Source organism: Paenalcaligenes sp. Me131, assembly GCF_050487225.1.
Classification (GTDB): Bacteria; Pseudomonadota; Gammaproteobacteria; order Burkholderiales; family Burkholderiaceae_B; genus Paenalcaligenes.
In genome coordinates, this window is sequence record NZ_JBKQGY010000003.1 from 146,081 (window position 1) to 169,876 (window position 23,796).

General features: G+C 50.0%; 18 protein-coding genes. 6 read left to right on the top strand and 12 right to left on the bottom strand.

Going from position 1 to position 23,796, the window contains the following annotated elements:
* Positions 1-420: 420 nt before the first annotated feature.
* Positions 421-867 (top strand): GNAT family N-acetyltransferase, encoded by a 447-nt coding sequence (locus tag ACLPHM_RS12310; RefSeq protein ID WP_135862691.1) that lies wholly within the window; start codon positions 421-423, stop codon positions 865-867.
* Position 868: 1 nt separating this feature from the next.
* Here ACLPHM_RS12310 and ACLPHM_RS12315 read toward each other — a convergent pair whose 3' ends face one another.
* From ACLPHM_RS12315 to ACLPHM_RS12340, 6 genes are all read right to left on the bottom strand, one after another.
* The gene (locus tag ACLPHM_RS12315) at positions 869-2,995 is read right to left on the bottom strand and encodes a PAS domain-containing protein (RefSeq protein WP_430221527.1); all 2,127 of its coding nucleotides are present in this window, start codon (positions 2,993-2,995) and stop codon (positions 869-871) included.
* Between the two features lie 149 nt (positions 2,996-3,144).
* Entirely contained in the window at positions 3,145-3,867 is a 723-nt protein-coding gene (gene dnaQ / locus ACLPHM_RS12320; RefSeq protein ID WP_430222019.1) for a DNA polymerase III subunit epsilon, read from the bottom strand.
* A 40-nt stretch (positions 3,868-3,907) separates the two neighbouring features.
* A complete protein-coding gene (locus ACLPHM_RS12325) occupies positions 3,908-6,943 on the bottom strand; it encodes an efflux RND transporter permease subunit (protein ID WP_430221528.1) in 3,036 nt (1,011 codons plus the stop codon).
* 24 nt (positions 6,944-6,967) lie between these two features.
* The gene (locus ACLPHM_RS12330; RefSeq protein WP_430221529.1) at positions 6,968-8,056 is read right to left on the bottom strand and encodes an efflux RND transporter periplasmic adaptor subunit; all 1,089 of its coding nucleotides are present in this window, start codon (positions 8,054-8,056) and stop codon (positions 6,968-6,970) included.
* Complete coding sequence (gene rnhA, locus ACLPHM_RS12335; RefSeq protein WP_430221530.1) at positions 8,057-8,512, bottom strand: ribonuclease HI; 456 nt, start codon at positions 8,510-8,512, stop codon at positions 8,057-8,059.
* An 11-nt stretch (positions 8,513-8,523) separates the two neighbouring features.
* The gene (locus ACLPHM_RS12340) at positions 8,524-9,273 is read right to left on the bottom strand and encodes a class I SAM-dependent methyltransferase (RefSeq protein WP_430221531.1); all 750 of its coding nucleotides are present in this window, start codon (positions 9,271-9,273) and stop codon (positions 8,524-8,526) included.
* A gap of 20 nt (positions 9,274-9,293) precedes the next feature.
* Between ACLPHM_RS12340 and gloB the strand changes: the two genes are divergently transcribed.
* The 3 genes from gloB to fabI are packed head-to-tail and all read left to right on the top strand — an operon-like array spanning position 9,294 to position 12,308.
* Positions 9,294-10,109 (top strand): hydroxyacylglutathione hydrolase, encoded by an 816-nt coding sequence (gene gloB, locus ACLPHM_RS12345; protein ID WP_430221532.1) that lies wholly within the window; start codon positions 9,294-9,296, stop codon positions 10,107-10,109.
* A gap of 8 nt (positions 10,110-10,117) precedes the next feature.
* The gene (locus tag ACLPHM_RS12350) at positions 10,118-11,467 is read left to right on the top strand and encodes a transglycosylase SLT domain-containing protein (RefSeq protein WP_430221533.1); all 1,350 of its coding nucleotides are present in this window, start codon (positions 10,118-10,120) and stop codon (positions 11,465-11,467) included.
* Positions 11,468-11,522: 55 nt separating this feature from the next.
* Entirely contained in the window at positions 11,523-12,308 is a 786-nt protein-coding gene (gene fabI, locus ACLPHM_RS12355) for an enoyl-ACP reductase FabI (RefSeq protein WP_135862707.1), read from the top strand.
* A gap of 757 nt (positions 12,309-13,065) precedes the next feature.
* Here the strand turns inward: fabI and ACLPHM_RS12360 are convergent.
* Both ACLPHM_RS12360 and trhO read right to left on the bottom strand, forming a co-directional pair.
* Positions 13,066-13,734, bottom strand: coding sequence for a glutathione S-transferase (locus ACLPHM_RS12360; protein ID WP_430221534.1), 669 nt, complete (start codon positions 13,732-13,734; stop codon positions 13,066-13,068).
* 164 nt (positions 13,735-13,898) lie between these two features.
* Complete coding sequence (gene trhO, locus ACLPHM_RS12365; RefSeq protein WP_430221535.1) at positions 13,899-14,918, bottom strand: oxygen-dependent tRNA uridine(34) hydroxylase TrhO; 1,020 nt, start codon at positions 14,916-14,918, stop codon at positions 13,899-13,901.
* 156 nt (positions 14,919-15,074) lie between these two features.
* Here trhO and ACLPHM_RS12370 point away from each other — a divergent pair, with 156 nt between their 5' ends.
* Complete coding sequence (locus ACLPHM_RS12370; protein ID WP_430221536.1) at positions 15,075-16,163, top strand: metal-dependent hydrolase; 1,089 nt, start codon at positions 15,075-15,077, stop codon at positions 16,161-16,163.
* 78 nt (positions 16,164-16,241) lie between these two features.
* On the opposite strand, the gene ACLPHM_RS12375 is transcribed toward ACLPHM_RS12370, so the two are convergent.
* Complete coding sequence (locus tag ACLPHM_RS12375) at positions 16,242-17,078, bottom strand: bifunctional allantoicase/(S)-ureidoglycine aminohydrolase (RefSeq protein ID WP_430221537.1); 837 nt, start codon at positions 17,076-17,078, stop codon at positions 16,242-16,244.
* A gap of 355 nt (positions 17,079-17,433) precedes the next feature.
* Here ACLPHM_RS12375 and ACLPHM_RS12380 point away from each other — a divergent pair, with 355 nt between their 5' ends.
* Positions 17,434-18,372 carry a LysR family transcriptional regulator gene (locus ACLPHM_RS12380; protein WP_430221538.1) on the top strand — a complete coding sequence of 313 codons (939 nt, stop codon included), beginning with the start codon at positions 17,434-17,436 and terminating at the stop codon, positions 18,370-18,372.
* A 107-nt stretch (positions 18,373-18,479) separates the two neighbouring features.
* Here ACLPHM_RS12380 and ACLPHM_RS12385 read toward each other — a convergent pair whose 3' ends face one another.
* The 3 genes from ACLPHM_RS12385 to gltX form a co-directional block, all read right to left on the bottom strand.
* The gene (locus ACLPHM_RS12385; RefSeq protein WP_430221539.1) at positions 18,480-20,747 is read right to left on the bottom strand and encodes a FepA family TonB-dependent siderophore receptor; all 2,268 of its coding nucleotides are present in this window, start codon (positions 20,745-20,747) and stop codon (positions 18,480-18,482) included.
* Between the two features lie 134 nt (positions 20,748-20,881).
* Positions 20,882-22,096, bottom strand: coding sequence for a sodium/glutamate symporter (gene gltS / locus ACLPHM_RS12390; RefSeq protein WP_430221540.1), 1,215 nt, complete (start codon positions 22,094-22,096; stop codon positions 20,882-20,884).
* A gap of 187 nt (positions 22,097-22,283) precedes the next feature.
* A complete protein-coding gene (gene gltX / locus ACLPHM_RS12395; protein WP_430221541.1) occupies positions 22,284-23,687 on the bottom strand; it encodes a glutamate--tRNA ligase in 1,404 nt (467 codons plus the stop codon).
* Positions 23,688-23,796 lie beyond the last annotated feature (109 nt).

Sequence of the window (23,796 nt, forward strand, 5' to 3'; positions counted from 1 at the left end):
TAATTCTTCCTAATAAAATCTGCGCTACACAGATTGTGATGCATAAAAACACGGAAGCGTATTTTACGCCGTCAGCCTTATCAGGTCATGGCACGCAGACAAAAAAACCACGCGTAGATACATTTTCTACTTTCTAACCATATTGTTACAGCGCTTCACAATAGGTTAAGAAAAAAAATGCCGCACTCTGCATACACAGAGTTGCGGCGAATACTCTGTCAGATGTTTGCACAGGGACAGCTGAGCATGACTAGAGTACAGCAAAAAAATTGCTACAAGCACCGTTATATTATCATGTATATAGCGATATTCAAGAGCACAACCAAAAAAATCTTAGCAAGCTGATATATACTGGTTAGAACCCACGCTATAGGCCGCTGCGCCGTAGCCCTCTTCTAAAACTTTGCCTGATTCCTCACCTTGCTGGCCAATCCTGAACATCTGAAGTTTGTAGACCGCGATCTCCAGTTGCGACTTGATATTATCTGCCACCACAACCCTGTAAAAGGCTGGGCGCCGTTTTATCAATTCAGTATGCAAACCGGGCAAGAAATCGCGGGTGTGATTCATCTACGCATTGGTACCCATGCTGATCTACTGCATCACCTGGGTCACATAGGCTATGAGGTGTTCCCGCGCTTTCGCGGCCGGGCCTATGCACGCCGAGCCTGCCAGTTGCTGTTGCCACTGGCCAAGCTAAACGGGTTAGAAGAAATTTGGATCACCTGCAACCCTGACAACACACCATCACGTCGCACCTGTGAAAACTTGGGTGCCACCTACGTAGATACCGTAGATGTGCCACCCAACAGTCCCATGTATGCCATGGGCGAACGACACAAACGTCGCTACCACCTGCCGCTATAACCTAGATCGTTATTGTTTTAAAGCTCTTATCAAAGGTAAAGCGGCACAGCGACCCTTCGTCGTCATGCCCCCAATACACATCTCCGCCATGCATGCGGGCGACTTGGCGCGCCAAGTAAATACCCATACCCATGACATCGGGGCTAGTGTCTTGCAGTTTGTCCATGCCCAGATCTAGCAAGGCTTCTACTTGCTCATTGGCCATCAATGGACGCAACACGATGCCGATCTGAAACGCATGCTCTTCTACCTGCAGTGAAATCGCATGCTGCCTGCCCAAGCTATCTGCATATTGCAGCAACAAGCCCAGTAACGCTTTTTGTATCAAACGCTCGTCACCCTCGATCATCAAGCCGCTATACACATCGGTATGCAGATTGATCCATATATCAGGAGCTAGCCTTTTAGACTGCGCCAACACCTGATCTAACATATCGAATAAAGCATAAGGCGCAGGAATAGCGCGCACCTCGCCACTCATAAAGCGTAAGGTTTCAAGCGCTGTATTAATTTGGTGATTCACCCATTGCACGTTGTGCTGCATATCCAGCACATTTTCACGCTGCGTTTGCAGCATCGTGCTGGTTTTATTATCACCGCGTATAGATTCACTGCTAGACAGCAAACTGCCTAACTGTTCAGCAAATTTCGTACTCAAAGTACTGAGGTGTTGAGTATGCAAGCCCAGTTGTTGCTGCAACCACAAGGTTTGTTTATACGCACTGATATCTGTCTGGCAGAACAAGTGCACGCCCCCTTCTAGCATGTCGTAACTCACACGCTGCCATGTACCATCCGGCATATGCACATCGGCGTCGGCGCGTTTACCTTCCTCAAACCATGGCCCTTGCCCGGGCACTAACTGTCCTTGCTGCTCTAGCAAGTAATTCAGTCTATCCAATGCCCCTTGTAACCCTACTGTCACGTGCTGTTGCTGCCCACCCAGTTCTTCTATCAACCTTTTTTGGCTGGTGACGTTGGAATACAAACATTCGCCCGTAGACGCAAATACACACAGCCCAACTGGCGCTGCATCAAACACACGCACCAACTGGCGCTGTACGGTTTCCAACTCTTGACTGCGTCGCCAGGCGCGTGTGGCCTTCTCATCCCACTGACGCTCCATCGCTAATGTGGAAGAGTAACGCTCGGTATTATCACGCACGAACACCACGACGCCATCCGGGCCGTTCTTTAGGTGCAAAGGAAATACCGCAAAGTCTAAGTAGCGAATCTCGCCAGAGGCATCAATCAACTCAATGTTGTTCAACTCAGCCTTATGACCATTCAATGCCTCAATCACCGCAGGCTCTAACTGCGGGAACAGGCGTATAGAGAGCACACTCTTACCCACTACCCGCTCAGGGTTTAGGTTCAGCATGCTTTGCGCTGCCCGGTTACAGGACAAGCATACAAAGCGCTCATCCAGCACCAACACGCCCTCATCCGAAGCACCCAGAAGAAGCTCTGAGAACTCTTTGGCGCGTATGGTCATACGCTCTGCATTTTGGGCACGCTGCACTTCCATCAATTGACAGAAGAACAAGTAGCCGCCACTAATCAATAAGCCCAGCACCCCAATCACGAGTTGCCACACAGCCTTGATCTGCACCTCACGTGTGCGACTGGTATTTTCGCGCTCAAACAGCAATACCCTATTACTGGAGACTTGAAGCTGCGACAGCAAAGGTTTTAGGCTGTTCTCTAAGCTAGACAGCTCTTCTGAAGACAGCTTTCGGCCATCACTCCAGATCACACTACCTTCGAATTCTCCCACCACACTCAGCAAAGAATTCAACTCGCCAGAATGCATCAAATTCCGTTTCTGCGGCCCAGTCAGCAGCAACGTCAAACGACTAAGGAAGATTTCGTACTGATTGAATAGGCTATCGTAGGAAGCACCGTTATCCGTGCGCACCATGGCGATCTGAGTCATCAGACGCAAGCCCTCTTGTTGAGCCTGGGTGCTCGCCCACAACATATGACCAGCCATATCTGTGCGTACATTCTTTTGCTGGTTGACCAATTGCACCACAGCATAAGAGACCAGCGCCAGGAAGATCACCATCACCAACAATGTATACCCGTACACTGTTTTTTTGGGGCTCTGAGTTTGACGACTAAACATTGAAGCGTGCTTCTCCACGGTGTAGCAGTGCGTATAGCACGTATGAACTCCCCCTTGTCGTAGTAGCTACCGCAAACGACCTAATTCATCACAAGGGGAAATATTCAACTACGGCAGCACTACAGCCACTGCAACACATGAAACCATTATTAATCGGCAAGCCTACTCCACAGAGCCGGCTCACCATTCGCCTTTGCCAACGCTTCCAGATACTGCTGATGCTCTTGCAGTTCCTGTTCCGTGGCTCGCACAATAGGCAATACTGAAACGTCTACTGAACCAAAACGAGCGGCTTGATCATCATTACCACTACCGTCGTCATAGGCGTTCATCATCAGGCTTTCTTGGCCTCGCGTCATGGCTAGCCAGACATCTGCCAGCAACTCCGAGTCCAGCAGCGCGCCGTGCAAGGTACGGTGCGCATTCGAAATGCCATAACGCTCACACAGGGCATCCAAGTTGTTGCGCTTACCTGGGTGCAGCTCACGCGCAAACACCAAGGAGTCGGTCACTTGCTCACAATAGCTCGTGAACTTCTGCAACCCACAACGCGCGAACTCAGCATCCATGAATTTCAAGTCAAACGGGGCATTATGGATAATGACTTCAGCCCCTTTGATGAACTCCAACACCTGAGGTGCTACCTGTTCAAACGCCGGATAATCAGATAAAAACTCAGTAGTCAGTCCGTGTACTGCCAGGGCTTCCGGGTCACTGTCTCGACCTGGATTCACATACAGATGCAAATGTCGACCAGTCAGCGTACGGTTAATGACCTCTACCCCAGCCAGCTCCACCAGTCTATGCCCCTCTGCGGGGTCCAAACCTGTGGTTTCCGTATCAAAAACTATTTGTCGCATTGTCCAGATGATCCTTTGTTTTGCCCTGACTACCTAGTATTCGATCTAGGCCTTAATTCTTCAACATTTTTTTTGCTACAAACGTATACGCAACTGGCACCACGAAAAGCGTCAATAACGTACCGAATGTTAACCCGCCTACCAACACCCAACCAATCTGGTGTCTACTTTCTGCACCCGCGCCTGTCGCAAATGCCAGCGGAAGCACGCCTAGCACCATCGCGCCGGTGGTCATCAGAATAGGACGCAAGCGCAACTCAGAGGCTCTCACCACGGCTGCGTATAGCCCTACGCCTTGTACCCGTAACTGGGTAGCAAACTCTACTATCAAAATACCATGTTTGGTAATCAATCCCACTAGGGTAATGAGGCCAATCTGGCTATAGATAGATAAGGTTCCACCACTTAGCCATAGTGCCAATAATGCCCCTGTCATGGACAAGGGCACCGACAACATGATCACAAACGGGTTACGCCAACTTTCAAACTGCGCGGCCATCACCAAATAGATGAACATCAATGCCATCGCAAAAATAAAGTACATGCTGCCAGACGAATCCCTGAACTCGCGTGACTGCCCGTCCAAGTCGGTTTGTACGCTATCTGGCAATACCTCTGCCGCTACCTTCTGCATGTGATCTAACACCTCGCCCAGTGCATAGCCTGGTGCCACACCTGCCTCAATAATCACAGCACGCAAACGGTTAAAGTGATTCAGCGACTGCGGCGATACGCTTTCTCGTATGCTTAAAAAGCTATCCAGCGGTGCCATACTGCCATCTTCAGCGCGCACATAAATATCCAAAATATCATTAGGACGTGTGCGATCTGGCTTATCTACCTGCACGATGACATCGTACTGCTCGCCATCGGTTTCATACCGCGTGACCTGTCGCCCGCCAATTAGGCTTTCTAGCGTACGACCTACCACATCCACTTTCACACCACTGTCAGACAGTTTGTCACGATCCAGTTCTACACGAAGCTCTGGTGTATTCAAGCGCAAGTCTAGATCCAAGTTCTGCAAACCCGGATAGCTCTCTAGCGCTTTCATGAAGTCTCTGGCAATCGCATCCAACTCTACATACGGTGCTTGCCCCATGATCACAAACTGCACAGGCTTAGACGTAGCACGCTGCCCCAATGATGCTGGGTTACTTGGAAAAGCACGCGCACCACTTAAGGCCTTGAACTTGGGGTGCAATTGATTGGTGATTTGTTGCTGACTACGATCACGTTCTTCCCATGGAGCCAAACGCAAAATAGCAAACGAATCTGTTACCGTGGGGAAGCCAATAATGGTTTGAATACCCTGCATTTCTGGCAACTCACGGTACATGCCTTCTACTGCCAATACGTTGCGTAGCGTGTAGTCCAACGTCGCCCCATCTGGGGAGGTCACCATGCCAAAGATGACGCCTCGGTCCTCAATAGGGGCCAATTCACTTTTAATGATGGTAAATAACCAGCCACTAGACAGTGCTACCACCAAGCCCATCACAATCACTCCCGTGCGATAACGCAGCGCTTTCAGCAGCAGCTTGCGATAGCGGCGGGTTAAGCCATTTAACCAATCCTCAATCAGTTGGTATAAACGACCAGGGTTGCCTGTAGGCGCTTTCAGCAGGCGAGAACACATCATGGGCGTTAAGGTCAGTGCCACAAACCCCGACACCCCGACACCCCCGGCTAGGGTTAAGGCAAACTCAATAAATAATCGCCCAGTACGACCGGTTGCAAACGCTAACGGCGCAAACACCGCTACCAGCGTTAAGGTCATGGCAATCACCGCACCGCCAATTTCCTTAATACCAATAAACGAAGCCTCTATGCTGGATTTGCCTTCTTCTATGTGCCTATAGACGTTTTCTAGCACCACAATCGCATCATCCACCACCAGACCAATCGCCAGCACCATCGCCAGTAAGGTCAACGTATTGATGGAAAAACCAAAGGCGTACATCAGGCCCAGCGCACCAATCAGCGACACAGGAATGGTCACAATAGGAATCAAACTAGCGCGCACGTTACGCAGGAAGAAGAAGATCACCAACACCACGAGGGCGATCGCTTCCAAAATGGTGCTGTACACCGAAGCGATAGAGCGCTCAATGAAAATAGAGCTGTCGTAAGACACCAGCAACTGCATTTCACCAGGCAAGTTGGTATTGATAACTTCCAGTTCTGACTGCACAGCACGTGACAAATCCAACGGGTTAGCCGTGGATTGCTTGGTCACACCAATGGTCAAACTATTCTGACCGTTAAAACGTGCCAATACGCGTTCTTCTGCAGGGGCAATACGCACCTCGGCCATATCCCCCAATCGAATAGGGAAGCCTTGGGCGCGCGACACGATAATCTGCTTAAACTCGTCTACGGTCTGTAAGTCCGTAGACGACACCACCGTGAACTCTCTGTCGTTGGACTCAATACGCCCAGCAGGAATCAACACGTTCTGGCTGCGCAATGCATCTTCTATATCTTGTACCGTTAGCCCATAACCCGCTAACCGTGCTCTATCCACAAAAATACGCATGGATGGCAAGCGCTCACCAAACACACGCACTTCGGCAGCGCCCGGCAACACGGACAAACGAGGTTTAATAAAACGGTTGATGTAATCCGAGGCTTCAATGGGTGATAACGTACCCATATCCACACCCACATACACAATAGGGGTGGAGTCGGCCTCAACTTTATTAATGATGGGCTCATCGGCCTCATCGGGTAAGAAACGGCGAGCGCGTGACACCTTATCGCGCACATCAGCCGCTGCCGCATCAGGGTCGCGGTTCAAATCAAACTTAATGTTGATGTGGCTGCGTTCAGAGCGGCTACGTGAGGTCATCACGTCTACCCCCTCAATACCCGATAACTGATCTTCTAGCGGCTTAGTAATCTGTGATTCTATAACCTCGGGCGATGCCCCTTTATACGTGGTGGATACAGACACCACAGGCTCATCAATCGCGGGGTACTCACGTACGGTCAACCTATCGTAGGAAATCAAGCCTACTAAAATGATCAACAGCGATAAAACCGTAGCAAAAACTGGCCTGCGTATACAAACATCAGAAAGCAACATGGTAGCGGTTTCCTGGAAGCGTTCTTAAGGCTGTTGAATCAGAACGGAAGTGCCATCAACGAGCTTTTGCACGCCGGACACCACCACGACTTCACCAGGCGCAACGCCTTGTACCTCTACCCATCCGGCTTCACGCGACCCTACTTTCACTTCGGTACGCTGAGCAATACCCTCTACCACCAGAAATACATACTGTGCTTCACCTGCTGGCTGAATAGCGCTTTCAGGCACCATCACCACCGAATCTGTGCCCAATTGCAAGGTCACGCGCGCAAACAGCCCAGGACGCAACAATAAAGACTCGTTAGGCAAACGGGCGCGTAACCAGATAGAACGCCCTGCGGCGTCTACCACTGGGTTAATCGCTGTGACTTGGCCGTCATATTCTTCTTTAGGGAAAGCATCCACGCGTGCCGTCACTAACGTACCAGGAACCACACGCGACAAATATTGCTCTGGAATACGGAAATCAATTTCCAGCATATCTACAGCTTCTAGCAACAGCAATTCGCTGCCAGGGCTTACGTAGTCACCTACCGAAATATTCTTTAATCCTGCTAAACCCGAAAACGGCGCCAAAATGACCGTTTTATCCAATTGCGCTTGGGCCAAGGCGACTGCTGCTTGGGCAACCTGCAACTGACTGGACGACTCATCACGCGCTTGCGAACTGATAAAACCTTGTTCACTTAAGCGTCTGGAGCGCTGATATTGGCTACTGGCTAAACTCAGTTTGGCTTTAGCTTCCGACAACTGCGCTTGCGCAATGCTGTCATCTAAACGCACTAAGATTTGGCCGCGCTCTATAGGCTGGCCTTCTTCAAAAGCGATGTCTTTAATCGTGCCGGTGATTTCGGCCCGCAACGCTACCGAATCGCGTGCCTTCAACGAGCCCACAGCACTCAGCGAGCGCTGTAACTCGTGGAACTGGGCATCTGCCACTTGTACGCCTACCCGTTCAGTGACCACCATTTCGGTAGCTTCTACCAACTTGGCATTACTGGGTTGCCTGATGTTGGCATCTTTAACCAATAGTTTGGCACCGCCGTACACCAATCCAACCCCTACTATCAGGATGGCAAGAATTCCCCAGATCACCCACTTTTTTTTCATTTACGCCTCATTATGCTGTCGCATGCTGTCTACCCCCATGTTTGCCAACACGTCTGCTCGCTCGTTACCTGCATCACCAGCGTGCCCACGCACCCACTGCCATTGCAAGGTGTGTTGCTGCGCCAAGCTATCTAGTTCCTGCCACAAGTCTGCATTTTTAACAGGTTTTTTGTCCGCTGTACGCCACCCGCGAGCTTTCCATCCTGACATCCATTCCAGCATGCCTTTTTGTACATACTGCGAATCAGTATGTACTGTCACATTACAGGGGCGCTTCAACAACTCTAAGGCCCGTATCACGGCCAGAAGTTCCATACGGTTGTTGGTGGTATCTTCTTCACCACCAAAAATTTCTTTTTGGTGAGGGCCATAACGTAGCAATGCGCCCCACCCACCTAACCCGGGGTTTCCTTTGCATGCACCGTCTGTCCAGATATTGACCACTTTTCGTTCCATGAGCTACTACTTCACATATTGGCATCCCGGCGCGCAGCAGCGACTGCACGGGATTTAAATTTAGGGGGCACCTGAGTCCATTTCAGCCCCACCAACTTGGCGGCATTCACACGCTTAATCGCCTCTACCACATAGACAGCACCACTAAGCGGCCAACCACGCAATGCTAATTTATCCATAAATGCCCAGCGGCGTAACCACTGCTTGCTTTGGCAATACGGCATATATACACCCTGACTCGCCTGCGTCACGTCAAACGACAGCAACTCTAGCCAATCTTCTAGACGAGCCTGCGACACATACTGTGCGGGAGCCACTGGCAACTGTGATTCTAAACCGGGGATACGGTCGCGCAACCCCCACAAACTATAGGGGTTCAGCCCTGCAAATACCGCTTTGCCCTCTGGGCGCAAGACCCGCTCTACCTCTCGCAAAATCTGGTGTGGCTGATACGAACACTCCAACACATGGGGCAGCACCATCAGATCCACACTCTCTGATTCAAAGGGTAACTGTTCTGGCACACAGATCACTAAACCTTTGCGTACAATGTCCACGTCCTGAGAGTCCACCGTACAAAATTTGTTAGCGATACGATTCGCTCGTAGTAAGTCCCAATGAGGCAAACCAATTTGTATGGCATGATACCCGAATGTGTTGCCTACCAGTGCATTGACTTGCCTATGCATCCAGGCTCGAGCATGACGTCCTGGTACCGTATGCTGCCACTGCATCAGTTGTTCGGTTCGGGCCTGTTCCATTGTTTTGATCGTCCTAGACTATGATGAATGTGCTAGCTTCCTTTGCTACTACCGGCTATTCGCTCACGCCACTTCCTGCCTTCAATGATAACTATATATGGTTACTTGAATATGCCGGACATGCTCTAGCTGTAGATCCGGGTGAGGCTGAGCCAGTGTTGCTCGCCTTGCAACAACGCAATCTAGTGCTTAGCGCTATTTTGATCACACATCATCATGGTGATCACACGGGTGGCATCAATGACTTATTACGTTATGCGCCCGATGCAGTGGTCTATGGCCCCGCCAGTGAGCGCATTCCTTCCCGCAACGTAGCCGTCAAACAAGACGACCAACTACACATCCCCGATCTAAAGCTTACCTGTACTGTGGTAGATATACCCGGTCATACGGCAGGCCATGTGGCGTATTACAGCATACCCGAAGGCTGTCCCCCTCTGCTTTTTTGCGGAGATACAATTTTTTCCATGGGTTGTGGACGATTGTTTGAGGGAACCCCTGCCCAAATGGTGTCATCTCTGGGTAAACTTACGTCTTTACCGCCCGATACGTTAATTTGCTGTGCACATGAGTACACCTTATCTAACGCTAGATGGGCCTTAACCGTTGAACCTGATAATCCGGCTTTATTGGCACGGTACGAAGAGGCTCTGCAGCAACGCGCAGACAACTTGCCTACCGTTCCCACCTCGTTGCAAACAGAACTAGCCACTAATCCGTTTCTGCGCATTCGCGAACCAGACGTTGTACATGCTGCCACCGCTCGCGCTCAAACCCCACTGGCTACATCTGTAGATGTTTTTGCCTGTTTACGCGAATGGAAAAATCAAGCCTGACTCTGCCCATGAGAATAATTCGTCTATTTACCGTATGTATGCTGATGGTGCTTGCTGGTTGCGCAAGCCAACAGCAACGACACGTGCAAACAAATGATGGTCCAATCATTGCCGCTGATACATCGCGCACTATTGACCTCACCCACCCACCACGCGACATGTGGGATCGCATTCGTAGGGGCTACTCCATCCCCAACCTAAACAGCGATCTAGTGGATTACTGGACTGACTACTACGCGTCTCGTCCACAATCGTTATTGGTGATGAGCCAACGCGCCAGCAAATACCTCTTCCACATTGTGGATGAAATTGAAGCGCGTGGCCTGCCTACAGAATTAGCGCTGCTACCGTTTGTAGAAAGTGCCTATAACCCGGACGCTTACTCGCGCGCGCATGCCTCGGGCTTGTGGCAGTTCATTCCTAGCACAGGCAAGTACTACAACCTAGAGCAAAACTGGTGGATGGATCAACGTCGTGATCCTATTGCTTCTACCGATGCCGCGCTGACCTATCTTAGCTATCTGTACGAATTCCAAGGCGACTGGTATTTGGCTTTGGCGTCTTATAACTGGGGTGAAGGCTCTGTAAAACGTGCAATCGCTCGCAATGAAGGCCAAAACCTACCGGGTGACTACCAATCACTCACCATGCCAGAAGAAACGCGCAACTACTTACCTAAGTTGCAAGCGCTGAAAAACATCATCACTGATCCTAAGCGTTACGGTATTACGCTTCCCCCCATCAGCAATGAACCCTATTTCACCTCGGTGCCACGTAACGGTGATATAGACATGACGGTTGCCGCACAATTGGCAGAGATGAGCGTAGATGAACTACGCATGCTGAATCCTGCGCATAATCGCCCAGTCATCCCAGCGACCAACACAACATTGCTGCTGCCCACCGAGAAAGTAGAAACCTTCAAACGCAACTTAGCGTCATATACTGGCAAACTCAGTAACTGGAAGGTATACCAACCTCAACGTGGCGAATCGTTTGCTTCCATTGCCAAGAATCACGGTATTTCAGTGGCCGAACTACGCTCTTTGAATGGCCTCAATGCCAAACAAACCGTTGCTAACAGCCAGTTATTACTGCCTATTGATGCCGCTGATGCGCGTATCACCATGACGGCTCAAGGCGCACCTGTCACTGCCCAAGCTACCTTGGCAGCACAGGCTCAACAACCCCGTGCCGCAGCAAGCCGTGCAGTGGCTCGTAACTACCGCGTACGAAAAGGCGATACACTCTTCGCCATTGCTCGTAAATACAACACTTCTGTTTCAGAGCTGAAAAAACTGAATAAACTACGCAACAACAATATACAGCCAGGTACACAGCTACGCGTACCGTCTTGAGTCGCGTTCTGGTAAATTGGCACGTTATTTTTTAGAGAAGAAAGGACTATTCAGCATGGGTTTCCTCACCGGCAAACGCATTCTTATCACCGGCGTAATTTCCAATCGCTCCATTGCTTATGGCATCGCCCAGGCCTGTCATCAGCAAGGTGCAGAAATTGCTCTTACTTATGTGGGCGAGCGTTTTAAAGAGCGTGTGGAAGAATTCGCCAGCGAATTAGGCAGCAACATCGTTATCCCTCTGGATGTGGCTGAAGATCAGCAAATTGACGATGCCATCGCCACTCTGGGTACCCACTGGGACGGTTTGGATGGTCTGGTGCACTCTATTGGTTTTGCTCCACGCGAAGCCATTGCAGGTGACTTCTTAGAAGGTTTGTCTCGTGAAGCATTCAAAATTGCTCACGATATTTCCTCCTACAGCTTCCCTGCATTGGCCAAAGCTGCTTTGCCTTTGATGGAAGGTAGACAAGGTTCCGTACTGACGCTGACCTACTTGGGCGCTGAACGTGCTGTACCTAACTACAACACCATGGGTCTGGCTAAAGCTTCTTTGGAAGCTAGCGTACGTTACTTGGCGGCGGCATTGGGCCCACGTGGTATTCGTGCTAACGGTATTTCTGCTGGTCCAATCAAAACATTGGCAGCAAGCGGTATCAAAGACTTCTCTATGTTGTTGAAATACGTAGAAAGCGTGACACCTATTCGCCGTAACGTAACCATCGAAGACGTTGGTAACGTAGCTGCGTTTATGTTGTCTGACCTAGCTGCTGGTATTACTGGCGAGATCACTCACGTTGATGGTGGTTTCTCGTGTGTAGCTGCAGGTATGGTGGAATAAGGTTACTAGCCTATTCCTCACTTACTGCCTGATGCAGGCTTAGGTGAAGACCACTGATAAACCCCTGGCTTTTGCTGGGGGTTTGTTGTTTGTGGCGGTTTTAGTTATTTGGGTTAGCAACTTGACGGCTGTGTTCATCGCACGCGCCGGGGAACTGCAGGAATACTTTTTGTGATTTGTACACCAAATCAAAAAAGTTTCCTCTCCGTCCCCCCGATTGGTCTGAGTGCCGGTAGGTTTACTGCCCATTCTTTAGCAGCCAATTTTGCTACTTGTCGGTCTGTAACTGCTACAGATATTCCACTTGCTGGACTACTGCAGAAGAACCCACGCACCCTCAACGGCTACCAAACTAAAAACCGTGGTGAGCGTGTTGATGCTGCATTCATCGTACATGCCGGGGAACTGCAGGCATACTTTTTGTGATTTGTACACCAAATCAAAAAAGTTTCCTCTCCGTCCCCCTGGTTGGTCTGAATGCCGGTAGGTTTACTGCCCCTTCTTCAGCAGCCATTTTGCTACTCGTCGGTCTGTAACTGCGACAGATATTGCACAGACGAGACTACAGCAGAAGAACCCACGCACCCTCAACTGCTACCGAACTAAAAACCGTGGCAAGCGACGGAGGGAAAACGGAGGAAAGTATTTTTTTATTTGGTGGTCAAATTAAAAAATACTTTTCGCAGTGCTAGCTACTGCAGCCAATGGTGAAGGTGTTGGTGCTGCATTCATCGCACATGTAAGGCTTACCCCCTCCTTAAGCCGGTGGAAATATCACCGGCTCTTGCCCTTCTTGCCACTGCGCATACTTATTCATCACTCGCTCTAACCTAGGCGATGCAATAAATGCGGCCAGCCAACGCTGTACTGCGGGTACGGGCTGCGCGGCAAACCATTCCTCATCAGTATGTGCAAACTGGCGTACAAAAGGCGCTAAGGCCAGATCTGCTAGGCTGATGTTCTCACCCAATAAGTAGGTATGAGATTGCAGGCGGTCTTCTAAATTGGCAATGTGCTGCATGGCGAGCTCACGTTGCTCTTGTGCATAACTTTCTGCACTACGCTCACCGTGCTCCGCCTCGTGACGCTGTGGATATTTATAGCGGTCTAGCGCTTTTTTAAAGGGGCCATCGTTAGCACGTACGAGCTCTTTAATGATGTTTTCGTGTTCTGGCTGCAATAAACCCTCAGGATCTTGTTGTCCCAGCGCCCAATACATCACATCAATGCTTTCATCGATGATTTTCCCTGTGGGTAACACCAGCACAGGCACTGTCGCTTTGGGAGATGCATCACGTAATGCCTGCGGTTTGTCACGCAGCACCACTTCACGTAGCTCACATTGCAAACCACTGGCAGCCCACGCCAAACGCGCACGCATGGCATACGGGCAGCGTCTGAAAGAATACAAAATCGGTAAACTCACAATTACTCCAAAAACAGCTAGTGCGGCGTGTGACATAAGCGCCACCAACGATACTCATCGTCGTAGAAACCTACCCGCAAAAGAAAACCGGATGGCATAGATATGCTCATCCGGTTTTACCATAGCGCCTGCGCAGCGCCTATAGCTGTAGGTGAATACGTGTTTTACTTATTACGCTCTGCCTCAGCTTTTTCTTGAGCCAAACGCGAACGCTCAGCCAGTTCTTGTCTCCACGCATGCTTTTTCTCGCGCAGCTCACTTAACGGAGCGCCGATGTGACGAGAACGTCTTTCTTGCGCCAATTGCGCTTGTTTCTGACGTTCGCGTAAACGTTCAACTTTTTCTGGGTCTAAGCTGTCATGACAATGACGGCAGCTCACACCCTCTTCGTAGCGTTCATCGTGACGATCTGCTTCGTTCAACGGCATGCGGCATGCACGGCAGAAGGTGTAATCACCTTGGCGCAAGCCATGACCAACCGAGACTCGCTCGTCGAACACAAAGCACTCACCATCCCACAAGCTTTTGTCTTCGGTGATGTCTTCTAGGTATTTCAGAATACCGCCCTGCAGGTGATAGACGTCTTCAAAACCTTGGGAACGCATGAAGGCAGTGGATTTTTCGCAGCGAATACCGCCTGTGCAGAACATGGCCACACGAGGGTTACCAGCCAACACACCGCCTTCTTTACGTTGCTCCGCTACCCATTCAGGAAACTCTGAGAAACTATCAGTCTTGGGGTTGATCGCGTGTTTGAACGTACCTATACCCACTTCGTAGTCGTTACGGGTATCGATTAACACCACATCTGGGGATTCGATCAGTGCATTCCAATCTTCTGGCGCCACATACTGACCCACCATTTCAGCGGTTTTCAGATCAGGCACACCTAGGGTCACGATTTCTTTTTTCAGTTTTACCTTCAAACGGTAAAACGGCATGCTGTCCGCCCACGACTCTTTGTGCACTAATTTGGCCAAACGTGGGTCGGAGCGCAAATACGCCAGCACTTCCTTCACGCCTTGCTCAGGACCAGCAATAGTGCCGTTGATCCCTTCTCGGGCTAGCAACAGCGTACCAATGATCTGACGCTCGGCACAGAAATCGTAGAGCGGCTGACGCAAACTGACGTAGTCGTCTAGTTCAGCAAAATGGTAGAGGGCAGCAACAAGATATTTGGCCATGGTACTCGGCAGGAAGAAGAAATTAGAATCATAACGTTATCCACCCCGCCAATGTCAGTAAAACTGCAGGCTCTTTGCGTTAGCGCAAGAAAAGGTCCGTACAATAGACCAAGGTGGATACTCACTCATTGTTGTCTATTATACCCCGCGTTGTTTATGGATTCTCTTACCCAAGCCGTTCTGGGTGCCAGCATTTGTGGCAGTTTCATTGGCCGTTACCACGGTCGTAAAGCCGCTATTGCCGGTGCCGTATTGGCCACACTGCCTGATCTGGACGTAGTCATGCGTTATCAGGACCCCATTTTGGCTATGACTAGCCATCGCGGGTTCTCCCACTCGCTGTTCGTGCTCACAGGGCTAGCACTGCTACTGACCTGCTTGTGGCGACTGATGCGCCCAGACCCACGCTATGGTGCCAGCCGCCTCTTTTTAGCGCTGTGGCTCACGCTCATTACGCACCCCTTACTGGATGCTTTCACCAGTTACGGCACGCAACTGCTATGGCCACTCGAACCCATACCGCAATCGTGGGCCAGCATTTTTATTGTTGATCCGGTCTATACCCTACCATTATTGGTCGCCACGATTTTGTTGTTAGGCTGGGGGGGACGTAGTGGCGTGATCAAGACCTGCCACTGGGCCTTAGGGCTAAGTACGGCCTATTTGGCCCTCACCGTAGCCATACAGCACCATGTGGATACCCAAGCCCAAGCACGGGTACAACAGCTAGGCTACACGCCTATAGCCAGCTTCACGACACCAGAGCTTTTCACCACCTTGCTGTGGCGCTCTATCGTGCGTACGGACTCAGGCATAGACTGCGAGGTGATCACTGGGTTGCTGGATAACACTGAATCAGAATACCTCTGCGCGGCCAATAACCATCACTTAGCGGATAATCTTCCTGCCGCCACGTCATTGCAGCGTCTACGCTGGTTCAGTGGTGACTGGGTACGTTTTGATGTGCAAGATGATCTCTTGATCGTCAGCGATCTACGTATGGGCGCAGGCGCTGGCATCTATTCATTCCGCTTTGTGGTGGGTGAACAAGATGATCAACAAAACTGGCGCGAAGTCACCCCTTACAAGTTTGGAGGTTGGCATAATTTCGGGCTGATCAAAGCTGGCATGAATCGCGTACTGCATTCAACACCGCCCTTGCCACTGAATGACTGGGCCAAAACCATAGGCATGCAACTAGAGCCCTATCACGCCCAACTGTCTGAGAACGCCCCACATCATTAACGCCATACATTGCAAAAAAGCCTGAGTCTGCATACACAGAACTCAGGCTTTTTTGACACGGAGAATCAGTACTGCTGCTTAACGTGTGCCACCAATGGTGAGGTTGGCATGACGGTTCACATCTTTGTACAGCAAGTAGCGGAAGCGGCCAGGGCCACCGGCATAACATGCTTGGGGGCAGAATGCGCGCAACCACATAAAGTCGCCCGCTTCTACTTCTACCCAGTCTTGGTTCAAGCGGTACACCGCTTTACCTTCCAACACGTACAAGCCGTGTTCCATCACGTGCGTTTCCGCAAACGGAATCACGCCACCGGGTTCAAAGTTCACGATGTTCACGTGCATGTCGTGACTCATGTCAGACATGTCTGCAAAGCGTGTGGTGCTCCAACGGCCTTCGGTGTGAGGCATCACGATAGGCTCTATGTCTTTCTCGTTGGTCACAAAGGCTTTTGGATGTGGCACGCCCTCTACCTCTTGGTAGCGCTTGCGAATCCAATGGAAGCTTGCCAATGCATTGGTGCGGTTGTGCAGTTTCCATTTGCTTGCTGGAGGAATAAAAGCGTAACCACCTTCATCCATGGTGTGTTTTTCGCCATTCAGTTCCAGTTCTAACTGACCTGCAACGACGAACACCACGCCTTCGGCTTCTGGATTGGATTCAGGATCGTTACTGCCACCACCTGGGCTAACTTCCACAATGTATTGCGAGAAAGTTTCAGCAAAGCCGGACAATGGGCGAGCCAGCACCCACAAACGGGTTTTTTCCCATGAAGGCAAGTAGCTGGTCACGATATCTTGCAGCACACCTTTAGGCAAGATGGCATACGCTTCCGTGAACATGGCACGGTCAGTCAGCAGCTGTGTCTGAGGTGGATGACCACCAGCTGGGGCATAGTAATTAACTTTGGACATAACGATTCCGATAGAGATTCAGTAGAAACGCCTGTCGCGTTGTGTAGGACGAGGAAAGCCTGCCGTAGCGGCATTTTTCACGCCGTCGCTGCAATGCGCGGGGGACTCTTATACCTTACTGGCAGACCCATTCATTAGCAAATTAAATGTTTTAATTCAGTAAATTCACTTATTGAATGAATGATAGTAGGCTATTATTTGCACAGAACAGATAAAAAAACGGTGCTCAAAAATTCGGCATCTTACTGTTATTACATGACTTTATGTAGTCTGCTCACGCTAAAAACCAGGCCAGGCCTGGCCACTCTTATTCAATTACGCTGTACACCTATCAATTTAGAATTCCACTACAACGATGATCAGCAGTGATAAAACAAATAGACTGTTGTACGACCTAGATTTATTGCGTGCCCTGCTCGCCGTCGTAGAGTGTGGCAGCTTTACCAGTGCGGCCACCCGCCTGCACTCTACCCAATCTACGGTTAGTCAAAAAATTAGGCGCTTAGAAGAACACACAGGGCATCGCCTACTAGAACGTAATAACCAAGGCATTGCTACCACTGAAATGGGGCAAACATTGCTAGGCTATGCGCGGCAAATGCTGATGCTCAATGACCAGATGTCGGAAGCTCTATCAGGGGCACAAATTACGGTTACAGCCCGTTTAGGGGTGCCCGAGGATTTTGCTAGTGGCCGCACTATGCAAGCGTTAGCCTCATTTAATCGACGTTATCCGCAGGTACGTTTAGAGGTCACCAGTGGGCTTAGCCGTGACTTGCTTTTAGATTACGACCAAGGTGATTTAGACCTTATTCTAATCAAACAACGCCACCATAATCGCGCTGCAGTCGCGCTATTGCCTGAGCATACAGCATGGGTAGACAGCGCTACTCACCCCGTCTTTCACCTAGACCCTATTCCACTCGTCACCTTTCCACATCGAGGGGTGTACCGAGAAGAAATCATCAATGCTGTAGAGTCCTTAGGCCGTCGGTGGCGTATCAGCTTCACCAGCTCTAGCTTAAGCGGCATTCAAGGCGCGGTAGCGCATGGCATGGGCATCAGCTTATTGCCGCGTAGGGCAGTCACCAGTCAGCATATAGAGCTGGGTTCTGCACAAGGGCTACCCAGTATTGATGCCTTCGAATTGGCAATTTTGCACCGCCCTAATACCGACCCCATGATCAAAGCACTGGCACAGGTGTTAATTGCGGTACTCAGCCCTGAGGAAATCACTGTTAATACAGAGATCTTGTCCACCGAGGCTGTGCATAAGTTTGAGGACAACGCGTGAATGCACTGCGCTATGCCTTTTAGCCCTTAGCTCACGGCAGGGTTGAGCAAAAAATGCCCAGATGACAGTAACGTCTTCTGGGCATTTTTGGTCTACCTGCTGTTTACTTAGAACGAGGCTCGTACATCTATAAACAATGAACGACCATGTTCGTTATAGGTACGAGCGCCCGCACTGTTAGTTACCGACGCTTGGTTACCATTACTTAAGCCATAACGGTACAGTTTCTTATCAAAGAAGTTGTTCACACCGGCTTTCACGTACACGTTTTTGCTGATCTCGTAACCAGCGCTAAAACCTACCAACGCGTAAGGGTTCAGCGATGGACCAGACACGTCTGTACCCTTACGAATATCAAAGTCGGCAGCTTCTTGTTTGCCGTACCATGTCACGTTAGCTTGCAAGGTGAGTTTTTCAGTAGGCATCCAACGTACATAGCTGTTCACGGTGTACTTAGGAATAATGCTTAACGGTTGGTTGTAGGTTTTGTCTTTGGATTCCAACATATACGTAAAGTTGGTGTTCCAATCTACCGTCTCACTTAACGGCATGAACAAATTACCTTCCAAGCCAGACACTACCGCCTTAGGGGTATTTTCCCATTTCAAGATATCTGCAGGGCCACGGCCGTTGGTCACCACACCGTAAGACTCTACCCCAGCCATGATTTTGTTTTTGTAATCATTGCGGAAGTACGTCAGGCTAGTGCTTAACTCACCATCGTCATAAGCAATACCAATTTCTTTGTTGATACTGGTTTCGCTTTTCAGATCATCATTACCCTGCAAGTAGCAACCGCCAGTAGAGTAACCTGGTCTGCACCCAATACCTTGGCTGTACAACAAGTAGTTAGGATTAGACTGGTACATGCTAGGCGCTTTATAGGCCCTAGCAATACCCCCTTTGACTGACCAGAAATCACCCAGTGCATACGAAGCCGTTAAACCTGGGCTAACGTTGAAGCCGAACTCTTCGTGTTGGTTAAAACGAATAGTAGGAATCAGTGTGAAATCAGGGCTGATCCGCATATTGTTCTCTAGGTACAGCGCACCACTGGTGTACGAGGTTTTGGTTTTACCGTCACGCCCAGCAATACTTGCTGGCTCCCAGCTATTGCCGCCCACCATCAGCGTACGCAAGCTACCTGGGTCATTCAGTGACTCATGCAAAAGCTCGCCACCCACTGTTAGCATTTGGTCCATGCCACCCGCCATGAACGGGATATTCACCTCACCGTCTAGTCGTGACTCTTTGAGTACGCTGTTGTAGCGCAAGTCCTGGCCAGATGTCCCTTGCCCCGACAAGAAGGCGCCTTCAGGCCCACCAAACAAACCTTCAGTACCACGATTATTACGCGTGTAACTATAGCTAGCGTCTAAGCGAGAGGTACCCCATGACCAGTCACCGTGATGGCTTAAACCCACCGTATTGCGGTAGACAATGGTAGTTTCGGAGTTAAAAAGCTCTGAAACGGGAATAAAGTTTCCACCATTTTCGGTACTGCTACCGATGGTGTTTTGGGTATCACCCGAATACAGATCACTTTTTCTGCTGCTACCAAAGCTCAGCTCTAGGCGCTGCTCTGGTGTAAGGTCTAACGCCAATAAACCATTAATGTATTTATCACGTACACCCGTTTTTCCGGAAGCATCCACGAAACCGTTTTTCTCGGGCGCACGTCCTTTATTAATGTCTATGGCGTCAGGTTGTGTTTTGCTATAGCCCCCATATACCCTAAAGCCAAGGCGGTCGCTAATGGGGCCTGATAAATTGAAGTTAGTGCGCCAGTTGTCACCCTCTTTACCATCTTCTTGTATCTGTCTAAATGCTGTCACCGAACCATGGAATGAGTCCGTAGGGCGTTTGGTAATAATATTCACCACACCACCCATAGCACCAGAGCCATAACGTGCTGCCGCTGGCCCACGCAAAACCTCTACACGCTCAATGGCTTCAGGCGGTACCCAACCTGTATCGCCATCCGTATCGCGCTCGCCCGTCCACCCTTGGCGTGAGGCATTGCGTGAGGTAGCGGGTTTACCATCGATCAACACCATGGTGTTGTCTGGCCCCATGCCACGTATATCGATTTGTCGGCGATTACCACGCATACCAGAGTTGGCACTACCCGTGAGGTTCACGCCTGGCTCTTTACGCAGAATATCGGTTAGGTCAGTGACAGAGGGGTTTTTCTCTATATCTGCAGAGGTAATGATAGAGACGCCTAGAGACTCTTTTAATTCTTCTTCGGCAGTGCTCAGCACCTTAATACTTTCTAACTGTTGTACAGGCTGAGCTAACACAGGGGCTGCCACGCCTACGCAAAATAACGCTGCTAGCACCCCACTTACCGTCTGATTTAATTTGAACGTCACGATATTTTCCGTATAAGAACCACAGCACACCAACAAGATTGTTAATGATAGTAATTCCTATTACGGAAGATATGAAGGCTATAACGCTCTACAATCTGTCATCTGGCGGGTAAACGCAACAGTTCTCATTACCATTACGGAGTGATGTTCACCATCACTCCAATAACCAAGGCATTTGCTAAGTCGATGAAAAACCCACATACCAAGGGCACAACGACAAAGGCTTTGTGCGCAGCCCCATACTGCTGTGTCACCGCGGTCATGTTGGCAATTGCCGTGGCAGTAGAGCCCAACGTAATACCACCAAAACCAGCACACATCACCGCAGACTCGTAGTCTTTACCCATGACACGAAAGACCACTACGAAGATAAACAGTACCACCAAGGCGACTTGAATCAACATACACACCAGCATGAAACCCAGTACTGGCTGCAACGTCCACAACTGTAGCCCCATCAATGCCATGGTGATAAAACCACCCAAGCAGATATCGGAAATCAGCGCTAAACCTGGCTGCATAATGGGCCACTGCCACATTCTGCCTTGACGCTGTAAGGTACTTAATGTGCCTATGGCACGAATCACAATCCCGGCCACCAAACACCCTACAAACTCTGGCAACACCACAGGGCTTTGCGCTAAGCCTTGGTTGATGAAGCTACCCAAAATCAACGCCATGTTCAGCCAGAACAGCGCCATCAATACGCCGTAATAGTCGATACGAGCGATTTTTTCTTCTTTGTGCATACTCCCTACTTCCAACTCTACGTTTTCGGAAGGAGTGAGTTTATATTTGCCAATCAGGGCCGCCGCAATAGGCCCACCAATCACACACGCAGCAATCAAACCTATAGTATTAGCCGCCAAACCCAGCTCTTTAGCATTGGCAATACCTAACTTATCAGTAAAGAACTCAGTCCACGATAAGGTAGTCCCTACCCCACCCGTCAACGATATAGAGCCCAGCATCAGCCCTGCGCGCGGGTCCAAACCAAAGACTTGCGCCAACCCCATGCCGGTCATGTTCTGCAGCACCATGAAGCACACCGATAGCCCCGTTAGTATCACTAACGGCCTACCGCCACTGGCCAGCGAACGTATATCGGTATTGAGACCTATACCGGCAAAGAAATACAGCAACAACACATCACGCAGATGCAAGTCAAAATCAATTGTGAGCCCCAAACCATAAAAAATGACGCACGTGCCCACCGCACAAATCAACCCACCCACCAAGGACTCAGGAATACTATAAGCACGCAAAAAATTGATGCGAGCTACTAATCCCTTACCAATAAACAGCAACAAAATTGTCAGCGTAAAGCTGTGAAAAGAATCAACCTGCATTGCACGAAGCTCCTTGGTGATAACAGGCAGTTAATTTAGGTCGCGCTATGCTACCACCAAGTCATTGCTTTCAATCTGCTGATTATTTGCTGCTAACAATCTTTGTCTGTCCTACAAACAAAAACCCCATCTTTGTTGATAAAGATGGGGTTTTATTTTCTGCCTCAACAGGCAAAAAAGCGACGTTTTATACCGCTTGTGCCAAACGAGCCAACACTTGCTCTCGACCTAACAACGCCAATACAGCATCAATCGCTGGGGTTTGTTTGCGACCTGTTACAGCCACGCGCAGCGGAATACCTAATTTAGGCATTTTGATGCCATGGGCTTCCAACGTGTCTTTGATAACCTGCGCCAAAGCTTCGGTGTTCCACTCGGTCAGCGCAGTGGCTTTTTCAGCAAAGGTCGCCAAGACAGCGCGAGACTCTTCGGTCAGCGCTTCGGCTTGCAACTCGGCAGGTGCTGGAACAAACGCGCTGCAGAACAACAATGCGCCTTCGGCCAAATCGTTCAGGGTCTCAGCGCGGTCTTTAATCAGCGCTAATACCTCGGGCAATTGGCTAACGTTAGCCGCTGGATCTAGCTTCAACACACGTGGAGCTACTACCGCCGCCAGTGCGTCGTTATCGGTTTGCTTGATGTAATGCGCATTTACCCAGTTCAGTTTTTTAGGATCCCACTGGGAGGCTGAACGGCTCAAGCTACGTGTATCAAACCACTCAATCAACTGCTCGCGGCTGAACAGCTCGTTATCACCGTGGCTCCAGCCCAAACGAGCTAGGTAGTTCACCATAGCGTCAGGCAAGTAACCTTGGGTGTCGTAATCCATGATGTTCACTGCGCCGTGACGTTTGGACAATTTCTCGCCGTCTGGGCCCAAAATCATCGGCACGTGACCGTACTCAGGCACGGTTGCACCCAGCGCTTGCAAAATAGTGATCTGACGTGGGGTGTTATTTACGTGATCGTCACCGCGAATCACGTGGGTAATGTTCATATCCCAATCATCTACTACTACGCAAAAGTTGTAGGTAGGGGTGCCATCTGGGCGCGCAATGATCAGATCATCCAGCTCAGAGTTGCTGAAGCTGATACGGCCTTTCACCATGTCATCCCATGATGTCACGCCTTCTTGTGGGCATTTGAAACGCACCACAGGTTTGCGGTCAGCCGGAATAGCGGGCAATGTTTTGCCCGCCTCAGGACGCCATGTGCCGTCGTAGCGGGGTTTCATACCCAATGCACGTGCTTTCTCGCGCATTGCTTCTACTTCTTCTGGTGTGCTGTAGCAGTAGTAAGCTGTGCCGTTTTCCAGCATCTGAGCGATGATTTCTTGGTAACGCTCAATACGCTGCATTTGGTAGAACGGGCCTTCATCAGCATGCATGCCCAGCCAGCTCATACCATCAATAATGGCTTGCACCGCCTCGGGTGTAGAACGCTCCAGATCCGTATCTTCAATACGCAGCACAAAAGTACCTTTGTGATGGCGTGCAAATGCCCAGGAAAACAAAGCAGTCCTCGCCCCGCCCAAGTGCAAAAAGCCGGTTGGTGACGGAGCAAAACGTGTTCTAACAGTGGAGGTGGTCATAGCGATTTCAACGTAATTCCAAATAAATACAGACGCTGTGGCGTCTGACTACATCGTATTTTAAGCCAGTATTCATATTCTCGTTAGGCACGGTGTTTTTTTGTTGTGG